The sequence below is a fragment of the Planococcus sp. TJ-302 genome, from assembly GCF_058268455.1.
Window position 1 is genome coordinate 1488830 of sequence record NZ_JBZDOI010000001.1, and the last position, 24907, is coordinate 1513736.

At 47.7% G+C, this 24907-nt stretch carries 25 protein-coding genes; 3 read left to right on the forward strand and 22 right to left on the reverse strand.

Going from position 1 to position 24907, the window contains the following annotated elements; translation table 11 throughout:
- Window positions 1–40: 40 nt before the first annotated feature.
- The 12 genes from AC4EHB_RS07270 to AC4EHB_RS07325 all read right to left on the reverse strand — a co-directional run bounded on the left by AC4EHB_RS07270 (window position 41) and on the right by AC4EHB_RS07325 (window position 11564).
- A complete protein-coding gene (locus AC4EHB_RS07270; RefSeq protein WP_490981084.1) occupies window positions 41–1201 on the reverse strand; it encodes an aminotransferase class I/II-fold pyridoxal phosphate-dependent enzyme in 1161 nt (386 codons plus the stop codon).
- 96 nt (window positions 1202–1297) lie between these two features.
- Entirely contained in the window at window positions 1298–2212 is a 915-nt protein-coding gene (locus tag AC4EHB_RS07275; RefSeq protein ID WP_490981085.1) for a DMT family transporter, read from the reverse strand.
- Window positions 2213–2647: 435 nt separating this feature from the next.
- Window positions 2648–4108, reverse strand: a complete 1461-nt coding sequence (gene panF, locus AC4EHB_RS07280) for a sodium/pantothenate symporter (RefSeq protein ID WP_490981086.1) — start codon at window positions 4106–4108, stop codon at window positions 2648–2650.
- Complete coding sequence (locus AC4EHB_RS07285; RefSeq protein ID WP_490981087.1) at window positions 4105–4374, reverse strand: YhdT family protein; 270 nt, start codon at window positions 4372–4374, stop codon at window positions 4105–4107. Before AC4EHB_RS07285 ends, panF begins: the two co-directional genes overlap by 4 nt.
- Before the next feature lie 116 nt (window positions 4375–4490).
- Window positions 4491–5789, reverse strand: a complete 1299-nt coding sequence (locus AC4EHB_RS07290; RefSeq protein ID WP_490974908.1) for an efflux RND transporter periplasmic adaptor subunit — start codon at window positions 5787–5789, stop codon at window positions 4491–4493.
- Window positions 5782–6474, reverse strand: a complete 693-nt coding sequence (locus tag AC4EHB_RS07295) for a hypothetical protein (protein WP_490981088.1) — start codon at window positions 6472–6474, stop codon at window positions 5782–5784. The genes AC4EHB_RS07290 and AC4EHB_RS07295 overlap by 8 nt, the downstream gene beginning before the upstream one ends.
- 183 nt (window positions 6475–6657) lie before the next feature.
- Window positions 6658–6879 carry a DUF2187 family protein gene (locus AC4EHB_RS07300; protein ID WP_135501577.1) on the reverse strand — a complete coding sequence of 74 codons (222 nt, stop codon included), beginning with the start codon at window positions 6877–6879 and terminating at the stop codon, window positions 6658–6660.
- Between the two features lie 447 nt (window positions 6880–7326).
- Complete coding sequence (locus tag AC4EHB_RS07305) at window positions 7327–8268, reverse strand: C40 family peptidase (protein WP_490981089.1); 942 nt, start codon at window positions 8266–8268, stop codon at window positions 7327–7329.
- 23 nt (window positions 8269–8291) lie between these two features.
- Window positions 8292–9215, reverse strand: a complete 924-nt coding sequence (locus AC4EHB_RS07310; protein ID WP_490981090.1) for a S66 peptidase family protein — start codon at window positions 9213–9215, stop codon at window positions 8292–8294.
- 48 nt (window positions 9216–9263) lie between these two features.
- Window positions 9264–10088 carry a D-aminopeptidase DppA gene (gene dppA / locus AC4EHB_RS07315; protein WP_490981091.1) on the reverse strand — a complete coding sequence of 275 codons (825 nt, stop codon included), beginning with the start codon at window positions 10086–10088 and terminating at the stop codon, window positions 9264–9266.
- A 526-nt stretch (window positions 10089–10614) separates the two neighbouring features.
- The gene (locus AC4EHB_RS07320) at window positions 10615–11100 is read right to left on the reverse strand and encodes a transcriptional regulator (protein WP_135500208.1); all 486 of its coding nucleotides are present in this window, start codon (window positions 11098–11100) and stop codon (window positions 10615–10617) included.
- Window positions 11101–11201: 101 nt separating this feature from the next.
- Entirely contained in the window at window positions 11202–11564 is a 363-nt protein-coding gene (locus AC4EHB_RS07325) for a hypothetical protein (RefSeq protein ID WP_490981092.1), read from the reverse strand.
- Between the two features lie 249 nt (window positions 11565–11813).
- On the opposite strand from AC4EHB_RS07325, the gene AC4EHB_RS07330 reads away from it, so the two are divergent.
- Both AC4EHB_RS07330 and AC4EHB_RS07335 read left to right on the forward strand, forming a co-directional pair.
- On the forward strand, window positions 11814–13346 hold the full coding sequence (locus tag AC4EHB_RS07330; RefSeq protein ID WP_490981093.1) for a hypothetical protein: 1533 nt from the start codon (window positions 11814–11816) through the stop codon (window positions 13344–13346).
- Window positions 13343–16066, forward strand: a complete 2724-nt coding sequence (locus tag AC4EHB_RS07335; protein WP_490974915.1) for a DEAD/DEAH box helicase — start codon at window positions 13343–13345, stop codon at window positions 16064–16066. Before AC4EHB_RS07330 ends, AC4EHB_RS07335 begins: the two co-directional genes overlap by 4 nt.
- A gap of 55 nt (window positions 16067–16121) precedes the next feature.
- On the opposite strand, the gene AC4EHB_RS07340 is transcribed toward AC4EHB_RS07335, so the two are convergent.
- Both AC4EHB_RS07340 and AC4EHB_RS07345 read right to left on the reverse strand, forming a co-directional pair.
- On the reverse strand, window positions 16122–16265 hold the full coding sequence (locus AC4EHB_RS07340; RefSeq protein ID WP_490974916.1) for a hypothetical protein: 144 nt from the start codon (window positions 16263–16265) through the stop codon (window positions 16122–16124).
- A gap of 23 nt (window positions 16266–16288) precedes the next feature.
- Complete coding sequence (locus AC4EHB_RS07345) at window positions 16289–16693, reverse strand: single-stranded DNA-binding protein (protein WP_490981094.1); 405 nt, start codon at window positions 16691–16693, stop codon at window positions 16289–16291.
- A 281-nt stretch (window positions 16694–16974) separates the two neighbouring features.
- Here AC4EHB_RS07345 and AC4EHB_RS07350 point away from each other — a divergent pair, with 281 nt between their 5' ends.
- Window positions 16975–17412 (forward strand): YwpF family protein, encoded by a 438-nt coding sequence (locus tag AC4EHB_RS07350; RefSeq protein ID WP_490974918.1) that lies wholly within the window; start codon window positions 16975–16977, stop codon window positions 17410–17412.
- Between the two features lie 50 nt (window positions 17413–17462).
- Here the strand turns inward: AC4EHB_RS07350 and fabZ are convergent, their stop codons facing one another.
- The 8 genes from fabZ to atpG form a co-directional block, all read right to left on the reverse strand.
- Entirely contained in the window at window positions 17463–17903 is a 441-nt protein-coding gene (gene fabZ, locus AC4EHB_RS07355) for a 3-hydroxyacyl-ACP dehydratase FabZ (RefSeq protein ID WP_490981095.1), read from the reverse strand.
- Between the two features lie 104 nt (window positions 17904–18007).
- Entirely contained in the window at window positions 18008–18289 is a 282-nt protein-coding gene (locus AC4EHB_RS07360; RefSeq protein ID WP_490981096.1) for a DNA-directed RNA polymerase subunit beta, read from the reverse strand.
- A 186-nt stretch (window positions 18290–18475) separates the two neighbouring features.
- Entirely contained in the window at window positions 18476–19471 is a 996-nt protein-coding gene (locus tag AC4EHB_RS07365; protein ID WP_490974921.1) for a rod shape-determining protein, read from the reverse strand.
- A 270-nt stretch (window positions 19472–19741) separates the two neighbouring features.
- On the reverse strand, window positions 19742–21040 hold the full coding sequence (gene murA / locus AC4EHB_RS07370; RefSeq protein ID WP_490974922.1) for a UDP-N-acetylglucosamine 1-carboxyvinyltransferase: 1299 nt from the start codon (window positions 21038–21040) through the stop codon (window positions 19742–19744).
- A 343-nt stretch (window positions 21041–21383) separates the two neighbouring features.
- Complete coding sequence (locus AC4EHB_RS07375) at window positions 21384–21617, reverse strand: DUF1146 family protein (protein ID WP_135500198.1); 234 nt, start codon at window positions 21615–21617, stop codon at window positions 21384–21386.
- A 337-nt stretch (window positions 21618–21954) separates the two neighbouring features.
- Window positions 21955–22359: a F0F1 ATP synthase subunit epsilon gene (locus AC4EHB_RS07380; protein ID WP_135500197.1), complete on the reverse strand. Its 405-nt coding sequence runs from the start codon at window positions 22357–22359 to the stop codon at window positions 21955–21957.
- 24 nt (window positions 22360–22383) lie between these two features.
- A complete protein-coding gene (gene atpD, locus AC4EHB_RS07385; protein ID WP_490974923.1) occupies window positions 22384–23799 on the reverse strand; it encodes a F0F1 ATP synthase subunit beta in 1416 nt (471 codons plus the stop codon).
- A gap of 226 nt (window positions 23800–24025) precedes the next feature.
- Window positions 24026–24880 (reverse strand): ATP synthase F1 subunit gamma, encoded by an 855-nt coding sequence (gene atpG, locus AC4EHB_RS07390; protein WP_135500195.1) that lies wholly within the window; start codon window positions 24878–24880, stop codon window positions 24026–24028.
- Window positions 24881–24907 lie beyond the last annotated feature (27 nt).

A 24907-nucleotide genomic window follows, 5' to 3' on the forward strand; every position in this document is an offset into this window, starting at 1 on the left:
TGTCCTCCCTTATCGCTGTAGCGATGATGTCCAAGTGTTGTTATTGTTCCAAAGTTTCGAGCCAAGCTGCGAGACGCTCCATCGCGCGCTCGAGCGTCGGCATTGAATAGGCGTAGGAAATGCGCAGAAAGCCTTCGCCATACGGCGTAAAGGCAGAGCCCGGCACAGCCGCGACTCCCCCTTCTTTCAATAAACGCGTCGCGAAATCAAAAGATCCCATGCCGTATTTTTCGATTGACGGGAAAATATAAAACGCGCCTTTCGGTTTGACGACATCAAGCCCCATTTCCAGCAGTTTGCCGTAGACGAAATCGCGCCGCTCTTTGTATGCGCGGTTCATCTCTTCCGGCACGTCGCGATTATTCTTCAATGCTTCGATTGCCGCGTACTGGCTCGGCAGCGACGCGCAGACCGCGTTGTACATATGGACTTTCAATGCATGTTTCATGAATTGTTCCGGCCCGAGCAAAAATCCCATGCGCCAACCTGTCATCGAATGCGATTTCGACAAGCCCTGCACAAGGAACGTCCGCTCTTTAATGGCCGCGTAAGATGCGAATGATGTATGTTCGCCTTCAAATGTATTTTCGCTGTAAATCTCATCCGTCACGACGAAGATGTCATGCCGCGCAAGCTCTTCGACGAGTGGGTCCATTTGCTCTTTTGACAACGTCACGCCGGTCGGATTCGATGGAAAATTGAACAGCACAGCTTTGGTTTTATTCGTTATCAACGCTTTCAGCTTAGCGGCTGTCGGCACGAGGCCGGTATCAGACGTGTCGAGCAGTACCGGTACACCGCCGTTCATCTCGATAATCGGGCTATAGCCCGTATAGCAAGGCGCCGGGATGACCACTTCATCGCCCGGAGCCAGGATTGTCCGGAAAACCGCATCCAGCGCTTCTGTAGCGCCGTTCGTTACGACGATTTCCGTCTGCGGGTCATAGCTAAGCCCGTAGCGGTCTTTGAAAAAAGAGGCCGCTTCGTTGCGCAGCTCGATCAGCCCCGCATTATGGGAATAACCCGTCAGATTATTGGTGATGGCGTCTTTTCCTGCTTGCTTGACCGCTTCAGGCGTCGGAAAATCCGGCTGGCCGATCGTCAAATTGATGGCATCGGGATAATCAGCCAACTGGTTGAAAAACTGGCGGATGCCAGATATCGGAAGCGCTTCAGCGCGTGGATTCAAAGTTAAAGGCATATGTAGAAAACTCCGTTTCGTATTTGGCTTTCCTCTATTATATTGCATTCCTCAGGAAAATAAACAACTGCGGGTTGCGGAAACGAAAAAAGCGGCTCATAAACTGAGTCGCTTGCGCCGTTTGCGTATCAAATCCTCTGCCGCGCCTGAACCGAACAGCACGCCGACGACAATTAGCACAAGGCCGAACATATGGCGGCCGGTAATGGCTTCGCCTAGAATGACACTCGCGCCGACTAGCGAGAAAAACGTATTGAGATTCATGAAAATGGCGGCTTTTGTCGGGCCTGCCTGACCAATCGAGTAATTGTACAGCATATGCCCGACCGCTGTGCCGATTACCGCGGAAAAGATGAACGCCAGCCAGAACGTCGGCGGCACATCGAGGAACGCGCGGATTTCGCCAGGCTCCTGCACCAGCGAAATCGCAAACAGCACGAGTGATCCGATGATGAACATATACGCAGTCAGCAAGCGCGGATCCATCGACCCGGCCGCTTTCGAAATGACGATATAGCTCAGGACCTGAACGAAAATCGATATGAAGACGAAAACATCGCCGATATTCATGCCCGTCGCGCCGCCACTCCCGACAAGCACCGTTGCCGCGACACCCGCAAGACCGATAATGACACCGAGCCATTGCAGTTTCGACGGATAAGACCGCATGATGAGCGACACCAGCACCGCTGTCAGCATCGGCCCTGTTCCGAGAATCAGCCCTGCATTCGACCCGCTCGTGATGGCCAACCCGCTCGACAGGAAATAATGGTGGCCTACCACGTTGAGCAGCGAACCCAGGAAAATATACTTCCACTCATTTTTCTTCGGCCACCGCAGCAGCTTTACGAACGCCAGAATCACGAAAACCGAAATCCCTGCAAGCAGGATGCGGAACGCCGTCAGCGTCACCGGTTCTACGAAGCTTACCAAATATTTGACCGAGGGCAGATTAAAGCCCCACGTTAGCATAACTGCCGTTAAAATTGCGTAGATTTTCCATTGTTTCAACTGCTTATGCCTTCTTTCGCCTTACGAATTATCCACTCATTCTACGCCCTATCTGCGAAAAAGTAAATGGATGGCGGTGAAGTGCAAGACGTATTGTTGAATGCATGCTTGCATCGGAATGGGCTTAATCTTCGATTGGAGAGCGTTGCTTTTGGGCTAATGCCGGTTAAAATCGGCACAGTTCATGTTAACCGAAATTTAGCTCATGTTAAATCTCCCGGACTTCATGATAACTCCTCTAAAGGTCATGTTAATTCCGATTTAGTTTATGTTAACGCGAAAACCTTCTAACCAAAAACATAGTTGCATGCATTTCGCCTAGGCGGAATGCGCCTTTTCAATAAAAGGAGCCGTTCGCGATGGCGAACGGCTTTCACATTAAAGAACTTGATCTTCCGATTTTTCAGCAAACACCTGTTTATGCGGGAAACGTTCTTATTTCACAATCCCCGTCTCGTAATCATATGCTTTTCGTCCGATGAGCAAGCTGAATGAGACAAAAGCGAGCAACGACAGCAAGACCGGCACAGTGACGGTATGGACGCCGAACAAATTGCCGTATGCCGCGTTATAGAAATGCAGCGCGACGTAGCTGATGATGCCGGTCACCATTGAAGCGATGGCACCGTATTTATTGCTCCATTTCCAGTACAGGCCGAGGACGACCGGCCAGATGAACGCCGCTTCAAGTCCACCAAATGCAAACAAATTAAGGAAGATGAGCAGATCAGGCGGATTGATTGCCAGCAGGAACACGATGGCGCCAAGCGCTCCGGTGACGCCGAACGACAGCCGCTTGATTGTTTTCAAATCGGCGTCCGGTTTGATGTAATTCAAATAAACATCTTTGACGATCGACGAACTGACCAGGATGAGCAGCGAATCTACCGTCGACATGATGGCAGCCATCGGAGCAGCAAGAACGATGCCTGCTGCCCAAGGCGGCAAGGTTTCAAGCGCGATGAGCGGAATGACCTTGTCCCCGATTTCGATGCCCGGCAGGATAGGACGTGCAAAAACGCCGATCAAGTGCATATTCAACATGATAAAACCGGTAACGATCGTACCGATGATGAGCGCACGATGCATCGAACGCGCGTTTTTATAAGACATTGCGCGCACGGCAATCTGCGGCAGGCCAACAACTCCGACCCCGACGAGTATCCAGAAAGACGATACGTATGCCGCACTCAAATTGCCATCTGCACCAAATGGCGTGACGAGGTTCGGATTTTCATTGATCAAATCGTTCATAATGTTCGGAATGCCGCCGCCTGCGATAATGACGGCAATCAGCAGCACCAATGTGCCGAGGAACATGACCGCCCCTTGCACCGCGTCGGTCACCGCCACAGCGCGGAATCCGCCGATAGTGACGTAGACGAGCACACTGACCGCAAAGATGAACAACGCCGTGTTGTACGGCAAGCCGGTCAACGATTCAACGAGGCGTGCGCCGCCGATCCATTGCGCGGCCATTGCGGAAAACAAGAAGACGATGATGCTGAATGCCGACAGCAAAACAACCCACGTGCTGCTATAGCGGGCTTTCAAAAAGTCGATCATCGTGATGGCTTGGTAGCGGCGCGCCATGATGGCGAACTTCTTACCGAGGATCATCAACACGAAATAGCCGGTGGCGACTTGCGTCATGGCGAGCAGCACCCAGCCGAAGCCCATCGTGTATGCGGTGCCTGGGCCGCCGAGAAAGCTCGACGCGCTGCCATAGGTCGCAACCATCGTCATCGCTAGGACAAAGCCGCCCAGTTCACGGCCGCCAAGGAAATAATCGCTGATGAAGTTTGTGCTCACGGCCAGTTTCTTGCTTGACCAATAGCCGATGGCAAAAATAACGACCAAAAACACCAGCATCGGAAGCAGGACTGCAAAATTCATCGGACGTCCTCCTCTTCATCGAACGGGACTTCTACAAAGAAAAACTTTACGATGACGATGACCAGTACGACCATCAAAAGGAAACCGACGACGCAGCTATAGAAAAACCAGTCCGGCAAGCCGAAAATATATGTATATTCCTCAACCGGGCGCGAGCCCAGCCCATAAGCGAAGCCGAACCACCAGATAAAATTGAAGATGGCGAGGCTTAGTCCAATCAATGCTTCACGGTTAGCCACTTTAAAACGCCAGTCCTTCTCTTTCATTTTTTCCACTCCATTCCCTAAAACCTGCCATTAACTTTATCGTACCAATTGCGCTCGCCGCTGTCACTCTCTTTCAAGGCAGTGAAAAACCCGGAAGCAGCCGCTTCCGGGTTGGATTACCGTGCCAATAAATATTCGACGTATTTGCGCCAATCGGTTGTTTTTGCAAATTCGTAATCAGGCTGAATGCTTGGGAACGGCATGAAGACAGTCTGCGCCTTCTGGAAATCCCTTAGCTTTCGTTCATTCAACACGATCGAACCTGCTGCTACGCCCTCTGTTAGAACCGCTTTGCCGCCGACATCAAATCCGATGGTTACCGGCGCGAGCGCCGCTTTGCCGGTTTGTGACAGGACGTACGCCGACCCGCTCGTATCAAAGCGATCAAAAATCCATGGTTCCGGCAACGCCACAGCGTCAGCGGCTTCGTTAATGATGATTTCAGCATTTGCGCTGCTGCCGAGCGGCAATGCCGCTTCGACTTCTGGCCCGATGCCGATCTGCACTTTATAAAATGCAATCGGATTGGCCTGTTCAATTGGATCAAGCCCCTTATAGGCTTCAAGCCATTTCGAAGGTTCCGCTGGAATGGCGTCTACACTTAAAATGGTGCCTGGAACAGCTTGCCCCAAGCCTTCCGCTTGGACCATGACCCGGTCTTCCGCAGCCACTTCATGCCATTCGTCTTCCAAAAGGTAGGTCACGAATGTTTTTTCAGGCGAGTAAATCTCCACGCTGAGCGGTTCTTCCGTGCGATTGATTTTTGCGATAATGCCTTCCGCCGGGCTGATCAACGCCGGAGTTGATGCGCTTTGGTTCAATTGCGCATTGACAACCGCCAGCTGTGAATCGATTGCCGCTAAGCGCTGTTCAGCTTGGGCGATTCCAGCTGCATAAGAGCCGTCCTGCGGCACTTCGACGCCGACATTCAAATCGACGTTGAAGTTGACCGTGTTGCCTTCGTCGTCCGTTTCAGCGGATCGGTCAGATTCGCTGCGAGATTCGGCGCCGCTATTGGACGAGCGCGCCGATTCAAGGGCCTGCAACGAACTTTGCACTTCACCTCTTTCAGCTTCTAATGCGCTCTTTTCAGATTCCCATACCGCGCGCTGGTCTTCCGACTCCGCTTCATTTAGGGCTGCAAGCTCAGACCCCGCCTGTACCACATCCCCTTCTTCAACGAGCCATTGTTCGATGGCCTGTGAATCCTGGACGTAGATCTGGACAGTTGAAAGTGGTGCCGCCACTGCTTCTTTAGGAAGGTTTTCTTCGTATTTATCCGTATATGCCTGTTCATACTCGCTGACATAGATGTTTTTGGAAATGATGCTTTTTTCTCCGAATAACAACAATGCGTTTGCTGATATGAATGCAATCACTGCCACAGAGAGGCCGATGAAAAAGAATTTATTCAACAGAAGGACCTCCTCTCGTGAAATCGCTGAGCATTTCGCCGAGCGGTACAAAGCTCAAAGAGGCGATTGCCAGCGCCACAAGGATGTGCAGCACAATCAGCAGCAATAAAATCAGCTTGGGTGAATATTCTTTAAAACTGCGGATATAACGGTATTGGACTGCGATGAACAAAGACGTGAATATCGTCAATTGGTTAAAGAAGTAAATGAGGAACGGAATGCCGATAAAAGTGGCTGCCAGCGGTCCGAACGAGAACAGCGACACGGGCATCGTGTAGCCAGCCAGTGCAAAAATCAGGAATGTCAGCGTTTTTTCAACGACCAGCAATCCTAACACGTAAGTCTGCATGACGATTGCCGCGCGCCATGGCATTTTCAGGAATTTCCAGAACAAAAAAGCCGTTCCATACGAATGGAATGCCAAATATACCCCGGCCCAGATTAACGTGCCGGCGAGTGAAGCCCAGCGCGCCAATGTGTATTCCGCCCATTGGCCCTCCGCCAAATAAGGCGTCAGGGAGGCTGTGTTCATGCCCCAGATTTCGCGCAGCGCAAAAACCAGTATGCCGAATGCAATGATCCAGCCAAGGCGTTTATTGAATTGGCGCATTTCGCCATTTTGTAAGTTATGTATCAATTCACCCTGTCGGACGAAATAATGCCAGAATCTAAAATCAAATATCATGCTATGTGATTCCTTTCAACGCCAATAGTGGTTTTACTTTCTTTATTTTACCAAAAAAGCCGATGCTTTGAAACTTTAATAATGCACAATTTTCAAATCACTGCCTTTCGGCCAATAAAAAACCGCAGGCAACTCGAATCTTGCGAGTTTGCCTGCGGTTTGGCTCCCACCTTGCTGCGGGATTTAAACGATTTTGTATTTCTTATGGGAGATTACGGTCATGTTTGATGCCGCACCAATTTCTTTAGCGTCTTCGGGCGAAATTTCAACAATCACCGAGTTGTCCATAATTTTAAAAATGGTTCCATTAACTTCAACGCCATTGCGTGTGAAAGAAATCCATTCGCCAATTCTACGGGCTGCTACAAATTCCGATACTTCTTTTTCATGCGGTTGAAATGCCATCGTCATCCACGCCTCTCTGTTTATAGAAACAATATCTAGTAATTATAACATAAAATCGATGGAATTTCACGTTTTAGGCAGGCTTTAAAAACTCGGGATAGACTTTTCATTGCGCTCTAGGCGGACGCTTTCCGCTTCATTCAAAGGTATTTCTTAACAGTAAACCATTTCTTTGATCAAAGAACTTTAAAGATACAATTTATGCAGTTCCTCAATCATGTGTAGATATGGAGCAAAACAGCTCCGACTCCCGCGGGATAGCGAAGTGCCGAAATCCACTCGGGCGCTAGCACGAGTTAGTTCGGCGCAAGCCCGCAGGAAAGATATGGCCGAAGGTAGTTCGGCCGTATCTTTGCGACGAAGCAGCGCAGCGATGCAGGAGCATATGGGCTTGCGGAGCTGTTTTGCGGAATATCAACTTTACAAGCTATAGAGATGTAAACTGCGTTACGCTTCAGTGCCTTCATTTTCCGTGAATCGGCGTACGGCACATAATTCTTTTTCGTGCACGCTGCCGGCAAGTTCGATGATTTCAATCGCTTTGCCCGGCGTCGGAGAATGGATCATCAAGCCGTTTCCGTAATAGATCCCGACGTGATGGATTTTTCCTTTGCCTTCTTCGTAAGCGAAGAACAAAAGATCGCCGATATGCCAGTCATGCTGGTTTTCGGTGTTGATTTCAACGCCTTCGGCCGCCTGGTCTTTTGCATCGCGTGGAATAATTACGCCGTTTGCTTTCAGCATATTGTAGCTGAGCCCCGAGCAATCATAGCCGTAGCTCGACATGCCTCCCCAGAAATACGGCAATTGCAAAAATGTTGCAGCCAAGTTTGCGACGTCCACGCCGGTGCCTTTTTCCACCCCTTCGAAGCCGCGGGCGACTACCGCTTGCTCCGCCATGATGAATGCGTCGCCCGCAGGCGTCTGCACACGGATGAATTCCCCCAATTCCTTGACCGGCAGCATCGTATTGAATGGCACCACGAGAAGCGGTTTGAAATCTTCGGTCCATAATTGAGACATGGAGGAAACGACACGGGCGTACCCGAGCTCATCGAGTGTTTCCACTTCCTTCAGTTGGTCGATAGGCACCCAGCCCGGGTAGCCGCGCTCATCTTTTTGCGACGGCTGCCAGATAGCTGCGATTTTCGCCCAGCCATCCGCCACTTCATCAATCACTACCGGTTCCCCGAAAAGGAGCTGCGACTGAACGCGGTTGCTGTCGACCATGTCACGGCTTTCTTCCGCCGTCATCGCATTGATCCATTTGTTGATATTAGGCGTTTCCCCTAAACCTTCCGCATCTACTTCCCGGATTTTTTCCGGTGCCGTCCATATGGTCGCAACAGGCACATTGCATACCCATCTTGTCGATTCTGTCTGCAACATTTTTCTCCTCCGTCCTTGTTCGCTTACTCTACACCCGGCAAAACCGTCAGCGTCAGTGCGTCACCGTCAAGCCGAGCTTTCGCGCCGAGCGGCACAGAGAAATGCGGTTCGCAATGGCCGATCTTGAAACCCTTTACTACAGGCACTTTCATGTCTTTGAAATAATCCGCAAACACTTCGTCCAAGCTCAACGAACGTTCAGGCTTTTTCGGATCTGAATTTTTGAAATCACCGATGATGATGCCAGCGACTTCCTCGAATTTCCGGGCCATCTTCAAATGGTTCAGCATTTCATCGACCTGATAAGGCTCTTCATCGATGTCTTCAATCAATAAAATCTTGCCTTTTGTATCGAGTTCGAATTTGGTGCCGATTGCACTTCTGACCAACGACAGATTGCCTCCGACCAATTCCCCTTCAGCCTGTCCGCCCACTAGTGCTTCAAGCGGCGCGACTTCTTCCGTATAATGCAGCTCAAACGGTTCGAACAGCTGGCCGAACATCCGCCCGCTGCGCTCATGAAATTCGTCTTTCCCAACATCTGAAGCAAGCATTGGTCCATGGAATGTCACGAGGTCCGCATATTGTCCGATTGCTGTGTGCAGAAACGTGATATCCGAATAGCCCCAGAATACTTTCGGGTTTTCTTTGATCATCGCGAAATCGATGCGATCTGTGTAGCGCGCCGCTCCGTAGCCGCCACCCGCGCAAATGATGCCGGCGATGTTCGGATCTTCGAACATCTCATGCAAATCTGCAAGGCGCGCATCGTCGTCTCCAGCCAGGTGGCCGCGTTTCGCTTCCACGGATTTGCCCATTTTGATGTTGAGCCCCAATTCCTCTATAAATGGCAAGGCTTTCTTCAAATTTTCTAAGTTTGGCGGGCTCGAAGGCGAAATGATGCCGACCGTGTCGCCTTTTTGCAGCCGTTTTGGCGTTTTACGCAAATAAATCCACTCCCAATTTCAAATATGTGCATGTCTAGCATACCGTTTTCAGCAAAATTTGGCATGCATCGCAAGTTCTGTCATGACCAGCATCGCCCGATAAGCTTCCAAAATGTCCTTTGATTGAAAACGCACAACGGTCGTCCCATCCTCAATTTCACAGCCCGGCATCATCGCCGCCAACTCCGCTTCGCCATAATTCGTGAATTCGATTCTCAGCAGCGGTTCAGCTGGCGGTACCAGCGGTTTGACATTGTTGCAGTTATCAATAGCCGCTGCCGTTTGGCGCGCCAGCAAACCTTGCGCTTTTTTCGGATGCAGTGTCTTGACCGCTGAACGCGAAATAGATTCTTTCACTGCCGCCGTGACGACGTTTGGAATAAGCGCTTCCGCCTCTCGGCATGCACAATCATCCCCCGCTACCATAAGCACAGGCACACCGAAATGTCCGGCAACATATGCGTTAAAGCCCAACTCGCCAATTTCGGTTTCATTGATCCACATCGATCGCACACCGAAAATCATAGCGTGTGACATGACGCCTTTTTGGCCCGCCCGCGCGTGGTAGCCTGCAAAAAAAGCTCCATCATAAGATGCGTCCAGCCCTTCCATCATTGAAAAAGCTTTAACGCCGCCCGTGATCAGCAGCGCGTCTTCATGCAGATTTTCTGCAATCAGGTTATTCATCTTTGAATGGCTGTCATTCACGACGAACTCTTGCGCTCCGTGGCTGAACGCACTCGTGATAATAGCATTGGCATCGGCCGTCATCAATCGGCGTCCGCGTTCGTAATTTGGTTCAGCCGAATCTACATATGTATAATCAGGCAACGCCGTCACACCTTCCATGTCCATCGACAGATAAAACTTCACCCTGCAACACCCTCTCACTTCAAATTGTCGGAAACTTCCTTCTATTTACTGTATCAACTGGAAGGCGACATTTCAATCTGCGCCTTGCCTTTTAAATAGTTCTGGCTGTTTTACATTTCTATAGAAAATTGTTTTATTTTTGAATTTTTAGTTATTTTGGTCCATTGTAACAATTTCATGCTCTATTATAATAAAAATAGGCCAAAAAGATATCTGAAAAATCGAATTACATTATTCAGTAATATTTTTTCAGATAATAGACATTCAAAAAGGGGCGGATTGAGATGAATTTTGACAAAGTACTTGAATTGGGTTGGGAAGATTTAGCATTGGGGATTGGCGGTTCTGCAATTGTCATGTTCGTCATCAATTATGTCACTTTGTTGTAAGAAAAATTTGATGCAGCTCTTATAAGCCCTTTTCCGCATACAACGGAAAAGGGCTTTCACGCGTTTTTAGGCATACAAAAACGCCTGTCCTTTGTTCTGGGTGCGGACAGGCGTTTATCCATTGGCTGCTTTCACTTTTAAAAACCTCCATTTTCCTGTTTTTCAAGCATCTGGCGTTCAAGCAATTGTTGTTCCAGTAACCTAAAGAACATTGCTTCGTCATGCGTCGCTAGAGCATAGTCAATCATCCGATCAAAATTTTCTTTTTCCAGAAACTGAATCGCTTCCTGCGCTTCTTCCCTAGCTTGATCATTCACTCCGTGCAGCCCCGCTCTCTCTTCTTGTAGGATTGCCTGTAAATGTGTATGGATATCCGATACCAGCAGCAGCTGGTATAACGGCAAGCGTATAAATCTATTACCTTTTTGGAAAACAAACACTTCGGATAGATTTTCCACTTGGAGGGTATTTAAATTGACGATGATTTCTTTTCCTTCTACCGGTATAAAGTGGAACAATTCATCATCTTTCAGGATTGAAAAGTATTGATAGGCGAACACGAACTTGACCAAATGCCCTTCTTTCTTTGTATAAAAAGGCTTCATCAATTTAACCTGCAGCATCTCACTCCCCCCTTTTGGTTAAAGATTTTGAAAATTCTTACTACAATTATGATATCATAAATTTCTCATTTTGGATATAAAAAAGCACAAGGATTATCACCTTATGCCAAAGGTTTTTTCAGCCTTTTTTTGGAAGAAACGATAAAATTCATTTCTCCTGAAGCTGTACTAAGAACCATTTTTTCGAGCAGAAATTGCAGAAATTTCGTGAATTCACCGTCGCTTAATTCCCCTTTATGGAGCACAATGCGACTTGCTGCGAAATCAATTTCCGCTGATTTCCGCGTCCCTTCCAGCTTTTCTTCACTCCGCAAGATCACTTTGCTGCCCGAAGAAGCAATGTGCCAGCAGATTTTTTCGTAATTGCCGGATCTTGCCGGTCCGTAAACTTGCCACTCCATAATGCTTTCCTGTTTCAATAAATACCCGAGTTCAGGAATCTCCAATATAATTGATTGGACCATAGTGCGCCTCCTCAAACGATTTTTTCATAGGACTTTTTCTTCTAAATGATTCCAAATCCCTTACAATCAATGAAATTTTTTTATTATTTTTTTCACTTCAGATTCCCTCTCAACCCTGCGCACGCTGAAAAGCACGGCATATTTTGCATCTTTAAATAAGCGTTGCGGAGCAATACTTTGTCTTCATCGTTTACGCCGCCATTTTAAAGCCGTATAATAGAAGGAAAGTTTTATTTTGGAGCGATGCATATGGCTACGGTTCAGTCCCTGGCAAAACGATTCGATGATACGATCCACAATTATATGGCTGCTATCGACAAATCACTCACTCCATCACGGGAAATGGATGAGGAAATGGTTCGAAAAGCAGTCTTTTTAGTGCGCCACGACGGCGTACAGATACTGTCATTCAATGAAGAACGGCTTTTGCTTGAAGCGATCGTCAAGGACGCCCATACTGTGAAGGTCGTCTTGAACTTCGATAAAATGAACGCCATCTGCGCCTGCCCACAGCCCGATATGTGCCGCCACCGGCTCGCAGTGATTTTTTCGCTGTACCAGAAAGTTGGCTCATTATCGGAATGGGTTGCCGCTTGGCGGGCGCAGCCGAGCAGCCAGCTGAAAATGCTGGCGGAAAAACGCTCACCGGCGCAATGGACGCAGATCATCAAAAGCGTCTGGCGCGATCCGATTCCTGATTACACGACGCGCAATTACTTCTATTTTGAGCAGATGTTCGAAGGGCGTTTGAAAAATGCCTTGTCGTTCGTGCCTCTTGAACGGGAATGGAAAGTGTTTTACCGCACCTATGCCCATTTGATTTCCTTGATGGAAGTCTGGGATACGTTTATTTCCGGCACCGAAGAAGTCCATCATTCGTTTTTCAAAACTTGGTTCGAAGACGAATTACACGCCTTGCGCGATTTGCTCGATCAATTGCGCGTTCAGCACCGGACATTTGAGGCGGATGCCTTTTTGGACCATTTAAGAAAACTCGTTCGTTCATTCATTGAAACCAAAAACGGGTCGTTTTCACAACGTTTTACCGTGTACCGGCTTTTCTGGACTGCATTGTTCACTTCGGATAAATTGCGCAGCACCGAAGCGGCCGCTTTTGCGAAGCCCGACCACCGCATCACCGCGTTTTTTGCCATCTTGTCCGGTGATGACGTTGTTGTCCAAAAAACCGCACCCGGTGAGACTGCAGATTGGGTGCAGCTCGCGATCCAGGCGGAGACCGAGCAGCATCAACAAGCACTGACTGCTATTTTAATGGCAATCAAACCACATGTGAAAACCTATTTGTTCGAAGGCCTCTATACCCAGTATCGCCACCAATATGTGCGCATACTGAGCCGCCTTTTCTCACAGATCCATTTGAGCGAAGAGGATTGGGAAGACCTGTTCAAGCAATTCGGCCATTATGGGTTGCCGGCCTATTCAACTTACCTGATTGAAAAACAATTATATAAACAATGGGCAGAGCTTCATCATCTCCATAATTCGCCACTCTATTTCGTCGAGGAATGCGGCTTGAAAAACGTGCAGGACGCTGCACCTGACTTTGTTCTTCCGCTATACCACCGTTTTGCGATGGATTTTCTGGAAGAGCGCAACCGCCCCGGCTATAAACAAGCCGTGCGGATTTGGAAAAAGATGAAAGCCGCCTGCAAGAAAAGCGGTCAACTGGAGTTCTGGAACGCTTACATGACCGAAGTGCGTACACAGAACAAGCGCCTGCGGGCACTGCAGGAAGAGATCGAGAAAGGACATCTTTTATGAATCAGTTTCAGACAGAAGGAAGCAAAACCTATTATTTAAAGATCAGCCGCGCTGAAGAGTTCCGCATTCAGGCGACCAACGAAGCGGGGAACCGCATTCCTCCTGAAATCTGGAAACCTTATCTCTACTTTTTAGACAAGGCGAGTTTTTACGGTTTGACGTCGCGTATCGACGGACTGGACTTGCTCCTTACACCAGCTGATTTCGTGCGCTTATTTCAGCAGAAACCTCATCATTACGTGTCGTTTCTCGGGCAAAGCCCTGCAGATGATGTCTGGCTCAGCCTTGCTTCACGGGTCTCCGATTCACTAAACGATCCCGAATTATGGAATCACGTCGAAGTCGATGGCGATGACATCGTCATCCGAGATTCCTACGGCGACGCGGAAATTCTGTCGTTCCTAGCAGATACCATCCGCCATCAGCTGCGCCAAAAAGGCTTGTCGCCGGCTCAATTGCCGTTCATCAGCCATTTCGTCCAGCAAGTTGGCTGGGACGGATTGCCTGCTGCCGACGATTATGTGCTGGCCGCTCAATTGAGCGAACCTGATGAAGACGCGTTTTGGTCCTTTAAAGTCGTACTGCGCACGAAACGCGGAGCCGTTTATTGGTCCCCTTCGAAGCGCCGCATGAACGAACCGTTCGAAAAAGTGCTGCCTGAAAAATGGCGCACCCATGCAAGCGAAATCCAGGAAAGGCAGTCGCTGCTTCTAAGCCTCTGCCCTGCTGTTGAATATTTTGAAAGCGACCGCTTTTATCAAGCCGAATGGACCGATGCGCAAGTGCTCGACTTTTTGCGCAACGATGCAGAGATTCTGCAATCGTTCGGCATCGAAGTATCAATCCCTTCGTGGCTGAAAGCCGTGCAGGAATCCAAAGTGCGTGTCAAAGCGAATGTCCATTCTCCGATCAAAAAAGCATCGGTTGTCGGACTCGACCAGATCATCCGCTTTGACTGGCAGTTTTCGTTGAATGGCCATGAGCTCAGCATGCAGGACTTTAACCAGCTCGTCTCCGAGAACAAGGAATTCATCCGGATCGGAAATGAATGGGTGCGCGTTGACTCCGCATTGCTCATGCAGCTCCGCAAGATGATCGAAGAAGCGGAGGACGCGGATTGGACCATCAAGGACATGCTGTTCCAGAACGTCCCTGAAATCATGCTGGAAGAAAATATCGAAGAAGACGATCCACTTGTCGAGTACCACCTGAACAAGTCGCTGCGTACACTACTCGATAAGCTGCTGGATAAGCGCGACTTGCCGCCGACTCCGGTTCCGGCCAATCTCCTTACTACGCTGCGCCCCTACCAAAAGACCGGTTTCGATTATTTGGTTTTCATGCGCGAGGAAGGCTTCGGCCTGTGCTTGGCCGACGATATGGGCCTTGGGAAAACGGTTCAGCTGATTGCATATTTGCTGCATGTCCACAGTAAAAATCCTGGACAGCCGTCGCTTATCATCTGCCCGACTTCGGTGCTCGGCAACTGGCAGAAAGAGCTCGAACGTTTTGCGCCTGACTTGAAAGTGGGTATGCATTACGGCAGTACCCGCCCGAAAGGCGAGCAATTCACGAATTACCTTGAAAGTGAGCGCCCCGATGTGCTGTTGTCCACTTACGGCATCGCTTCTTCGGATGCTGAAGAAATCCAAAGCATCAATTGGACCAGCATCACGCTTGATGAAGCACAGAATATCAAGAATATGTACACGAAACAATCGCGCACGATCCGTAAATTCAAAGGCGGCCATCACATCGCTTTGACTGGGACTCCGATTGAAAACCGCTTGTCTGAGCTATGGTCAATTTTTGATTTTATCAATAAAGGCTACCTCTACCGGATTAAGCAATTCCAGGAAAACTTCATGATTCCGATTGAACGGGATGATTCCGAAGAGCATAAAGAAAAATTGCGTCAGCGGATTCAACCGTTCCTGCTGCGCCGCACCAAGAAAGATCCGGATCTGCAGTTGAACCTGCCAGAAAAATTGGAGCAATTGGAGTATTGTCCGCTTACGCCTGAGCAAGCTGCGCTTTATGAAGGGCTTGTACAGGATACGGTGCAGAAAATGGAGACGCTCACAGGCTTCGAGAAAAAAGGGCTTGTGCTGAAAATGCTTAGCAAACTGAAGCAATTATGTAATCATCCGTCTTTATACTTGAAAGAGCCGTATACCAACGCGGATGAAATTCTGCCTCGTTCACAGAAGCTGGAGCGCATAGTGACTCTCGCCGGAGAAATAGCGGAACGCGGGGAACAATGTTTGATCTTCACTCAATATATCGGCATGGGGCATCTTCTGCAGCAGGCCATCAATGAGCTTTATGGCCACGAAGTGCCGTTCTTGACCGGCAGCATGCCAAAAAATCAGCGCGATTCGCTGGTGGCTGCTTTCCAAGCGGGTAAATTCCCAATCTTTATCTTGTCATTGAAGGCAGGTGGTACCGGCCTTAACTTGACCGCCGCAACGCATGTTCTTCACGCGGATAGATGGTGGAATCCAGCTGTCGAGAATCAGGCAACTGACCGGGCTTATCGCATCGGGCAGACGCAATTCGTGCATGTCCATAAATTTGTGACGATCGGGACCATCGAGGAAAAAATCGATTCACTTCTGACACAAAAACAATCGATGTCGGAACAGTTTATCCAGTCAAGCCAATGGATGACCGAGCTGTCTGACAACGAACTGAAGGAATTGTTCACTTATAATCTTTAAAATGATTCGGCCAGGCCCCCACCTGGCCGAATTTCCTTTTTAGACGGAAAAACCTTCACCCTTTTTCAGCGGAACGGAAAATCGCTTTCATTTCACTTAGTTCCCGTTCCGCCTCGCTCAATCGCTGATGAAGCAAGGCGGTCAGCCTGATCAACTGCTCCATATGCACTTCCAATTGCAATTGCACGTCTTTCGGCATCGCTAAGTGCCTCCCTTTTCATGTTATACGGTTACTTTATCCGTCGCTGGCGGCGGGAAGTCAAAATCTGCTGCAGATTCTGGTTCCCTTTGGACGGTCTCCGTTTTCTCCTTCTTTTTGTCGAGAAACCGGATCTGGTCCCCCAGTATTTCTGTGACGTAGACGCGCGTGCCGTCTTCTTTGTCGTAAAAGCGGGATTGCAGCCTGCCGCTCACCGCAACAAGCGCACCTTTATGGCAGTATTTGTGGATATTAAGCGCTGGCCGTCCCCATGAGGAACACAGCACAAAATCCGTTTCCACTTCTCCTTTCTGATTTTTGTAATTCCGGGAAACTGCCACGACGAATGACGTATGTACGCGCCCTTCAGGCAATTCCCGCATCACCGGATCTTTTGTCAAACGCCCTACAATACCGACTTGGTTCATGTATTCACCTCCTTTGGATTACCCAAATCATAGATCGAACAGCGAATATTGCGCAAAAGGGCAAAAATAGGATTTGGGGGATATCTGGGCTCGATATTTTATTTTTCAATAAACGCAAAAGAATTCTACGTTTAATTTCACTAGAACTAGCGGGAAAAGCACTGATTTTCCTCTTTTTTTAAATTTCGAATTTTGCAAAATGCGCATGAAATTTCTAGTGTATGCACTGAAAAATAATGGCTGTGATATACTGGAAAAAAGTGATGTTTGGAGTGAGATTCGTGAAAACATTTAAAATGCTATCGCTCGGGGTTGTCGAAAATGATGTAGTGACAGATTACCCGCTTGAAGATGGAATCATCATCAATCAGGAAAATAGCCATCGTTCGTGGGTGATGGAAATGCTGATGGACATCCGCTATTTGGAGACATTCAAAAGAATGATGGAAACCGGCCATATCTACGACGTCAAAGTCGTCATCTCCTACCCGGAAAATGAACCGGCCACATTCGAAGTAGCTATATACGGAGTGAAAGTCATCGGAGAACAAATTTCCGTGCTACTGAAAGGCACCCTGAAACGGGCGCGCAGGAAGTACGCTGAGACGCTTCTATCAGAATTGCTGGAAGACGGCCTTGAAGGTGAAGAATTGCTCGAGCGTTTTGAACACGATATGCGTAAACGTCCAAGCTTGAGAAAAGACGAAGCAAAACAATAAAAAAAGCTGGAATCCAGGGATATTCCCCGGATTCCAGCTTTTTTCCTCCTTCATTTCGTTTCAGCAACCGGCCCTAGTGCGAAAAGGATATCGCATTCGCAGACAAGTTCGCCGTCAACAGTGGCAATGGCATGCCCTTTGCCCATAGAACCGCGCAATTTCGTCAATTCCACTTCCAGCTTCAATTGATCACCCGGTACAACTTGGCGCTTGAATCGGCAATTGTCGATGCCAGTGAAGAACGCCAGCCGTCCTTTGTTTACATCAAGCTGAAGAACCGCTGTTGCTCCGACCTGTGCCAAGGCTTCAACGATCAAAACGCCTGGCATTACCGGATAACCCGGGAAATGGCCGTTAAAAAACTCTTCGTTTGCTGTTACATTTTTAAGTCCGACCGCTCTTTTTCCCGCTTCGATTTCCAAAATGCGGTCCACCATTAGAAATGGATAGCGGTGCGGCAAGATTGCCTGAATCTGTTCTACTGTCAACATGGTTCCAACCCCTTTGAATTCTTTTCGCAGTTGAGCGGCTGCGGAATAAACTCATCTCCAGCAGCCTTCAACTAATCCTTGCAGCTAAAAAACAAGAGCGGAAATTATTTCTTTCCGCTCATGATATCGATAATATGCTGCCACGTTTCCCATTTCAGTGCATCTTTCGCGTTGCCGTCACCGATCACGCCATAACCAATCATTGATCCCAGCGCAGCTGCAATAACGATTAGCAGCAATACAATGATAATACGGAGCCAAATCGGAAACATGCGGATTTGCACCCAGCGCGTCTTTTTCGCTTCCTTTTTTGCCACAGCTGCATCTCGTTCCGGAGCTTTTCTTGTTTCTTTATGAAAAAGAATTTTCTTATTGGTTTCAGCCATTTACTCAGTCAACCTTTCCATTGATGCATCCGCCCTCCAAGCTTGGGCTGTTTGTCGCCGAAATTCTACTGTAATGTATATTTTCCGCGCGCATCTGCATTAGTTGTCATTATACTAAAAATATGCGGATTTGCCATATGCCATTCGTCATAAACCCTGCATACAGCCTAGCTTCCAGCAATCCACTTAACGGCGCTTCGACAAACGTCCCATATTGTCCAGCATGATGCCGGTTCCTAAAGCCACGCAATCCATTGGGGTTTCCGACACAGTTACAGGCACTTTCAACTCGTCAGCCAATAATTTCTCCATGCCATGCAGCATTGCACCGCCGCCCGTCAAAATGATCCCGCGGTCGATTATGTCTGCGGATAGCTCAGGCGGTGTTTTCTCCAGAACATTTTTTGCCGCTGTGACAATCATGCCGATTGATTCTTTTAAGGCCTCTTCTATTTCAGAAGAATGGACTTTGATGACGCGCGGCAAACCCGTCACCATATCACGGCCGCGCACTTCCATTTCTTCTTTTCGGTTGCCTGCTAAAACCGAACCGATCTGGATTTTGATGTTTTCTGAAGTGCGTTCACCGATCAATAATTTATATTGGCGTTTAATGTATTGAAGAATGTCGTTATCAAATACATCGCCTGCAACTTTGATCGATTCGCTCGTGACGATGTCACCCATTGACAGCACGGCTACATCTGTCGTACCTCCGCCGATATCGACTACCATATTACCGCTCGGCTGGTATATATCCATGCCCGCGCCAATGGCTGCGACTTTCGGTTCTTCTTCAAGATAAACTTTTTTGCCTCCTGATTTTTCCGCAGCTTCCCGAATTGCTTTTTGCTCGACACTTGTTACGTTTGTCGGACAGCAGATCAAGATTCTCGGCTTCGTCATAAAGCCTTTCACCTTCAAGCGGTTAAGAAAATATTTCAGCATGATTTCTGTGACATCGAAGTCCGCAATAACGCCATCTTTCAATGGGCGTACAGCGACGATGTGTTCCGGTGTGCGGCCGATCATTTTCCGTGCCGCTTCCCCTACCGCAAGCACTTGATTTGTTTTACGGTCCAGAGCTACAACAGATGGCTCATTCAATACGATGCCTTTGCCTTTCACATGAATCAGGACGTTAGCCGTCCCTAGGTCTATTCCTATATCTTTTGAAAACATTTAAACCGTTTCCCCTTCCAAATCTAGCACAACAATTATTGAGCCTGAAAAAGACTCTCCTAACTGAACATTTTATCATAGGTATGAGATAAAAGAAAAAGAATTTTCAAGGAATATAGTCCTCTTTTGGAAGAAGCCGTCCTCTCTTCCCGATGCAACTGCTAAGTCTTTTAGTTTATTGGCATAATATTTTGCGCTGGCTTACCAAAGATTTCAGGCATATAAAAAGCCTGCCGGCATATAACCGGCAGACTTGAAATATAAATGATATTAGACCATTTGCTCTTCTTTTACTTCTGTTTCCACAGTCGTAACACGTTCGATATCAGCACCTAATGCGGCTAATTTTTTATGAAAATTCACGTAGCCGCGATCCAAGTGATACAATTCGTTAACGCGAGTGATGCCCTCAGCAGCCAATCCTGCCAATACAAGCGCCGCTGCTGCTCTTAAGTCAGTTGCAGCCACTTCTGCTCCTTGAAGCTTAGAAGGCCCTTCCATGATCACTGAACGCCCTTCAATTTTAACAGACGCGTTCATGCGGCGGAATTCTTCAACGTGCATAAAACGGTTTTCGAAAACTGTCTCTGTCAGAATGCCGCTGCCTTGAGCGGTCAGCATCAATGACATCATCTGGGACTGCATGTCTGTCGGGAATCCCGGGTGAGGCATTGTCTTAATATCGATCGAACGAAGCGGACGGTTTGAACGGATGCGCAAACCTTCTTCTTCTTCTTTCACATCAACGCCCATTTCCTCCAATTTGGAGATTAAAGCCGCCATGTGTTCTGGAACTGCATTTTCAATGATGACGTCGCCTTCTGTGATAGCGGCCGCAACCATGAACGTTCCAGCTTCAACGCGGTCAGGGATGATGTAATGCTCTGTGCCACTCAAAACTTCCACGCCTTCGATGCGCAATGTATCTGTGCCAGCGCCAATGACTTTGCCGCCCATTTCGTTGATGTAATTTGCCAAATCAACGATTTCTGGTTCTTTAGCCGCGTTTTCGATAATCGTTACGCCGTCAGCCAAAGCTGCTGCCGTCATGATGTTTTCAGTTGCGCCGACGCTTGGGAAATCTAAATAAATTTTAGCGCCGCGCAGACGGCCGTTAACGGTCGCTTCCACGAAACCATTGCCGAAAGTGATTTGTGCGCCCATCGCTTCAAACCCTTTTAAATGCAATTCAATCGGACGTGATCCGATTGCACAGCCGCCTGGAAGAGCAACTCGAGCGAATCCATTACGTGCAAGCAACGGCCCCATAACCAAAATTGAAGCGCGCATTTTACGAACGTATTCGAATTGCGCTTCGCTTGATAAGGTGTTTGATGCATCAATCACCATTTCATTTTTTTCCGGGAAGTATTCAACTGTTGCGTTCAAACTTTTCAAAACTTCTTGAATCGTGTAGACATCCGCCAAGTTTGGAACTTCTTTGATAACGCTTTTGCCATTCGAAGCCAGCAAAGATCCTGCCAATACTGGCAAAACTGCATTCTTCGCCCCTTCGACACGTACTTTCCCTTTAAGTTGTTGGCCGCCTTTTACAATAATCTGATCCACTGATATGCCCTCCATCTATAATGTGATTTATCTATATGTACACTCTGTACGTTAAAGTCCTATGTCATAATTTAGAAACAAAACCTTTCTCATAATACCTGTATTTTACTAAAATAACAAGTATCTATGGAAAGTTTTTAATAACAATTATGTTTTATGGCTATAATTTTCGCAAAACTGACAAATTTTCTGCCCTTCGCTAGAAAGAGTACTGCACTTTCATGACAATGTTATTTTTCCCTTTTATTTCTAAACTAAACCTTAATCCCTATTTTATTTCCCGGGAAATAAAAAATTTGCTTTGCTGCCATGAGAACATTTGTCCATGTGCAGCAAAGCAAACTTAGAAAAGATAGGGCAATTGCCTAGACCATACCGAGATATTCAAAAAGAAGGTCGATACGGCTAATCCGATTGATATGCTTAAAAAGATATATAAAATTTGCGCTTGCAGCACGTGTTCCTTGCGGATCCATTTTTCAAACATAACTGCCCGCATAGCGAAAAATGCTACACCCGTAAAAAAGATATGGCTGAATATCGAAATCAAGGCCTGCTGCCCAATCATAGTCTCCATTTTATTCACTCCTTTGCGCGAATATAGGCTGTATAAGTAGAACTAAAAAAATTAAAGTTTACATACCGCTTCGGACGCTTTGGGCTTCGCGCTCGCCAACGGCAAGTCCAGATATTTTGCGGAATATCGACAATAAAAAATTATTAGCTCCACTTATTTAGCTAATAAAAAAAGCGGACAAAAGTCAAAAGCCCTTCTGTCCGCTCATTTTCTTTTAGTCTAGCTTCAGCGACCAGATTCTAGGGTCATAAGCCACTCTGGCTGTGCGGCTGAAAACATGCCGCTTCGCCAGTGCGTCTTATGCCCGTCGAATCTACACGGTCGCTTACGCTTTTCTTTAAATGTTACCCTCATAAACGTTGATACGATTCATCGCACGTTTTAACGCTAATTCTGCTCGTTTAAAGTCGACTTCATCTTTATGCGCCTGAAGCATCGCTTCTGCACGTCTTGCAGATTCTTGTGCACGCGCCAGATCAATATCTGTCGCAAGCTCTGCGGATTGTGCAAGAATTGTTACTTTATCAGGGCGAACTTCCAAGAATCCACCGCTCACAGCTGCCAATTCAGTCGAGTTGTCTTTTTTCAATCGGACTGCGCCGATTCCAAGGGGAGCAACTGTCGGAATGTGGCCAGGCAAGATACCCATCTCACCGGTCGCTGTAACTGCTATTACCATAGAAACTTCTGAATCGTATACTGGGCCGTCGGGAGTGACAATATTGACTTTAATGGTCTGCATTTTTTTCCCTCCTGGTCCCTGGTTTTAGACTTGTACGCCCATGCCTTTGGCTTTTTCGATTACTTCTTCAATACGCCCTACCAAACGGAAAGCGTCTTCAGGCAAGTGATCGTATTTGCCGTCAAGAATTTCTCTGAATCCTTTGATCGTTTCCTGTACTGGCACGTACGAACCTTTTTGGCCCGTGAACTGCTCAGCTACGTGGAAGTTCTGAGATAGGAAGTTTTGAACGCGGCGCGCACGGTTAACCGTTAGCTTATCTTCGTCGCTCAACTCATCCATACCTAGGATTGCAATGATATCTTGAAGTTCACGGTAACGCTGAAGCGTTTCTTGAACTTCACGGGAAACTCCGTAATGCTCTACTCCAACAATTTCAGGCGACAATGCGCGAGAAGTCGAAGCCAAAGGATCCACGGCTGGGTAGATACCCATTTCAGAAAGTTTACGCTCAAGGTTCGTTGTTGCATCCAAGTGAGCGAAAGTTGTTGCAGGAGCTGGATCCGTATAGTCATCGGCTGGCACATAGATCGCTTGGATCGATGTTACTGAACCGGCGCTAGTTGTCGTGATACGCTCTTGCAATTGGCCCATTTCTGTAGCAAGTGTCGGCTGGTAACCAACCGCTGAAGGCATACGGCCTAAAAGGGCTGAAACCTCAGAACCGGCTTGTGTGAAACGGAAAATGTTATCGATGAAGAGAAGAACGTCAGCGCCCTGCTCGTCACGGAAGTATTCTGCCATTGTCAAACCACTTAAAGCTACACGCATACGTGCGCCAGGCGGCTCGTTCATCTGGCCGAAGACCATTGCTGTTTTCTTGATAACGCCGGATTCGCTCATCTCGTGGAATAAGTCATTTCCTTCGCGTGTACGCTCACCAACTCCAGCGAATACTGAAAGTCCGCCGTGCTCTTGAGCGATGTTGTTGATCAATTCCTGGATTAGAACTGTTTTACCTACACCAGCACCACCGAAGAGACCGATTTTACCGCCTTTGATGTAAGGGGCAAGCAAGTCAACAACTTTGATACCAGTTTCAAGGATTTCGATTTCAGTGGAAAGATGTTCGAAAGTCGGCGCTGAACGGTGAATCGGGTTACGCATTTCTGTAGCCGGAATTTCTTCGCCTAAATCGATAACTTCGCCAAGTACGTTGAATACACGGCCTAATGTTACATCTCCGACTGGAACAGTGATAGCGCTGCCCAAATCAGTTACTACTGAACCGCGTTGCAATCCATCAGTAGACTCCATTGCAATAGTACGTACAGTGTCGTCACCAAGGTGAAGAGCTACCTCCAACGTCAATTTTACTTGAGGTTGGTTTGGACGATTAATTAATACTGTTAGGGCGTTGTAGATCGCTGGAAGATGGCCATCGGCAAACTTAATGTCTACAACCGGTCCCATAACTTGAAGAACGTGTCCTGTGTTCATGCTGTTCCCTCCTGTCTTACTTTTTTCTTTATACAATTTAACGAACCGCATGACTCCCGCTTTGACGGCAGGAGCTTGGCTGATCGTTTGATGTTTTGTTTTATGTCTAGCTTCAGCGCCCAGCCCCTCGAGTCGCTTCAGCCTTACCAACAATGGCAGAGAACGCCATTACTGGCAAGGCTTCCAGCGCTTGTCGGTGCTAGACGGGCGCTTACACTTTTCTTTATTATTCTAAAGCCGCTGCTCCGCCGACGATTTCAGTGATTTCCTGAGTGATCGCAGCTTGTCTCGCACGGTTATATGAAAGTGTCAACCCATTGATCAAGTCAGTCGCGTTATCTGTTGCGCTCTTCATTGCGGTCATGGACGCAGCGTGTTCACTTGCCTTGCCGTCAAGGACAGCACCAAAAATCAAGCTTTCTGCGTATTGCGGAAGAAGCACTTCTAAGATGGCTTCAGCTGATGGATCGAACTCGTAAGAAGCAGTTGCTCCAGTCGCTTGGATATCCGTAAGAGGCAGGACTTTCTTTTCAGTGACGTCTTGCTGAATTGCTGAGGCGAAGTGATTGTAGTACATATAAACTTCGTCATACGTACCGTCTGAGAACATACCAACAGCTTTGCGCGTAATTTCTTTGATGTCTGCAAAAGTCGGATGATCTGGAAGTGCGATTGCACTTTCAAGAATCGTCATTCCTTGTTTGGCAAAGAAATCCCGACCTTTACGGCCAACGCTTAGGATAACAAACTCATCATTGGATGTATGGCGTTCGTTGATTCTAGCCATTACTGTCCGCAGGATGTTGCTATTATATCCGCCGACTAAGCCGCGATCCGATGTGATCACAAGGTAAGCCGTTTTCTGCACAGGGCGTGTCATCATCATTGCATGCGTCTCGTTTGAGCCAGCTGCAATTGATGCTACAACGTCCTGAATTTTCTCCATGTAAGGAACGAATGCTTTCGCATTCATTTCCGCACGGTTCAATTTCGAAGCAGAAACCATCTGCATTGCGCGGGTGATCTGGCTTGTTTTCTTGGTTGACGTAATTCGGTTCTTTATATCGCGTAAAGATGCCACTGGTATTTCACCACCTTATTATTTTTT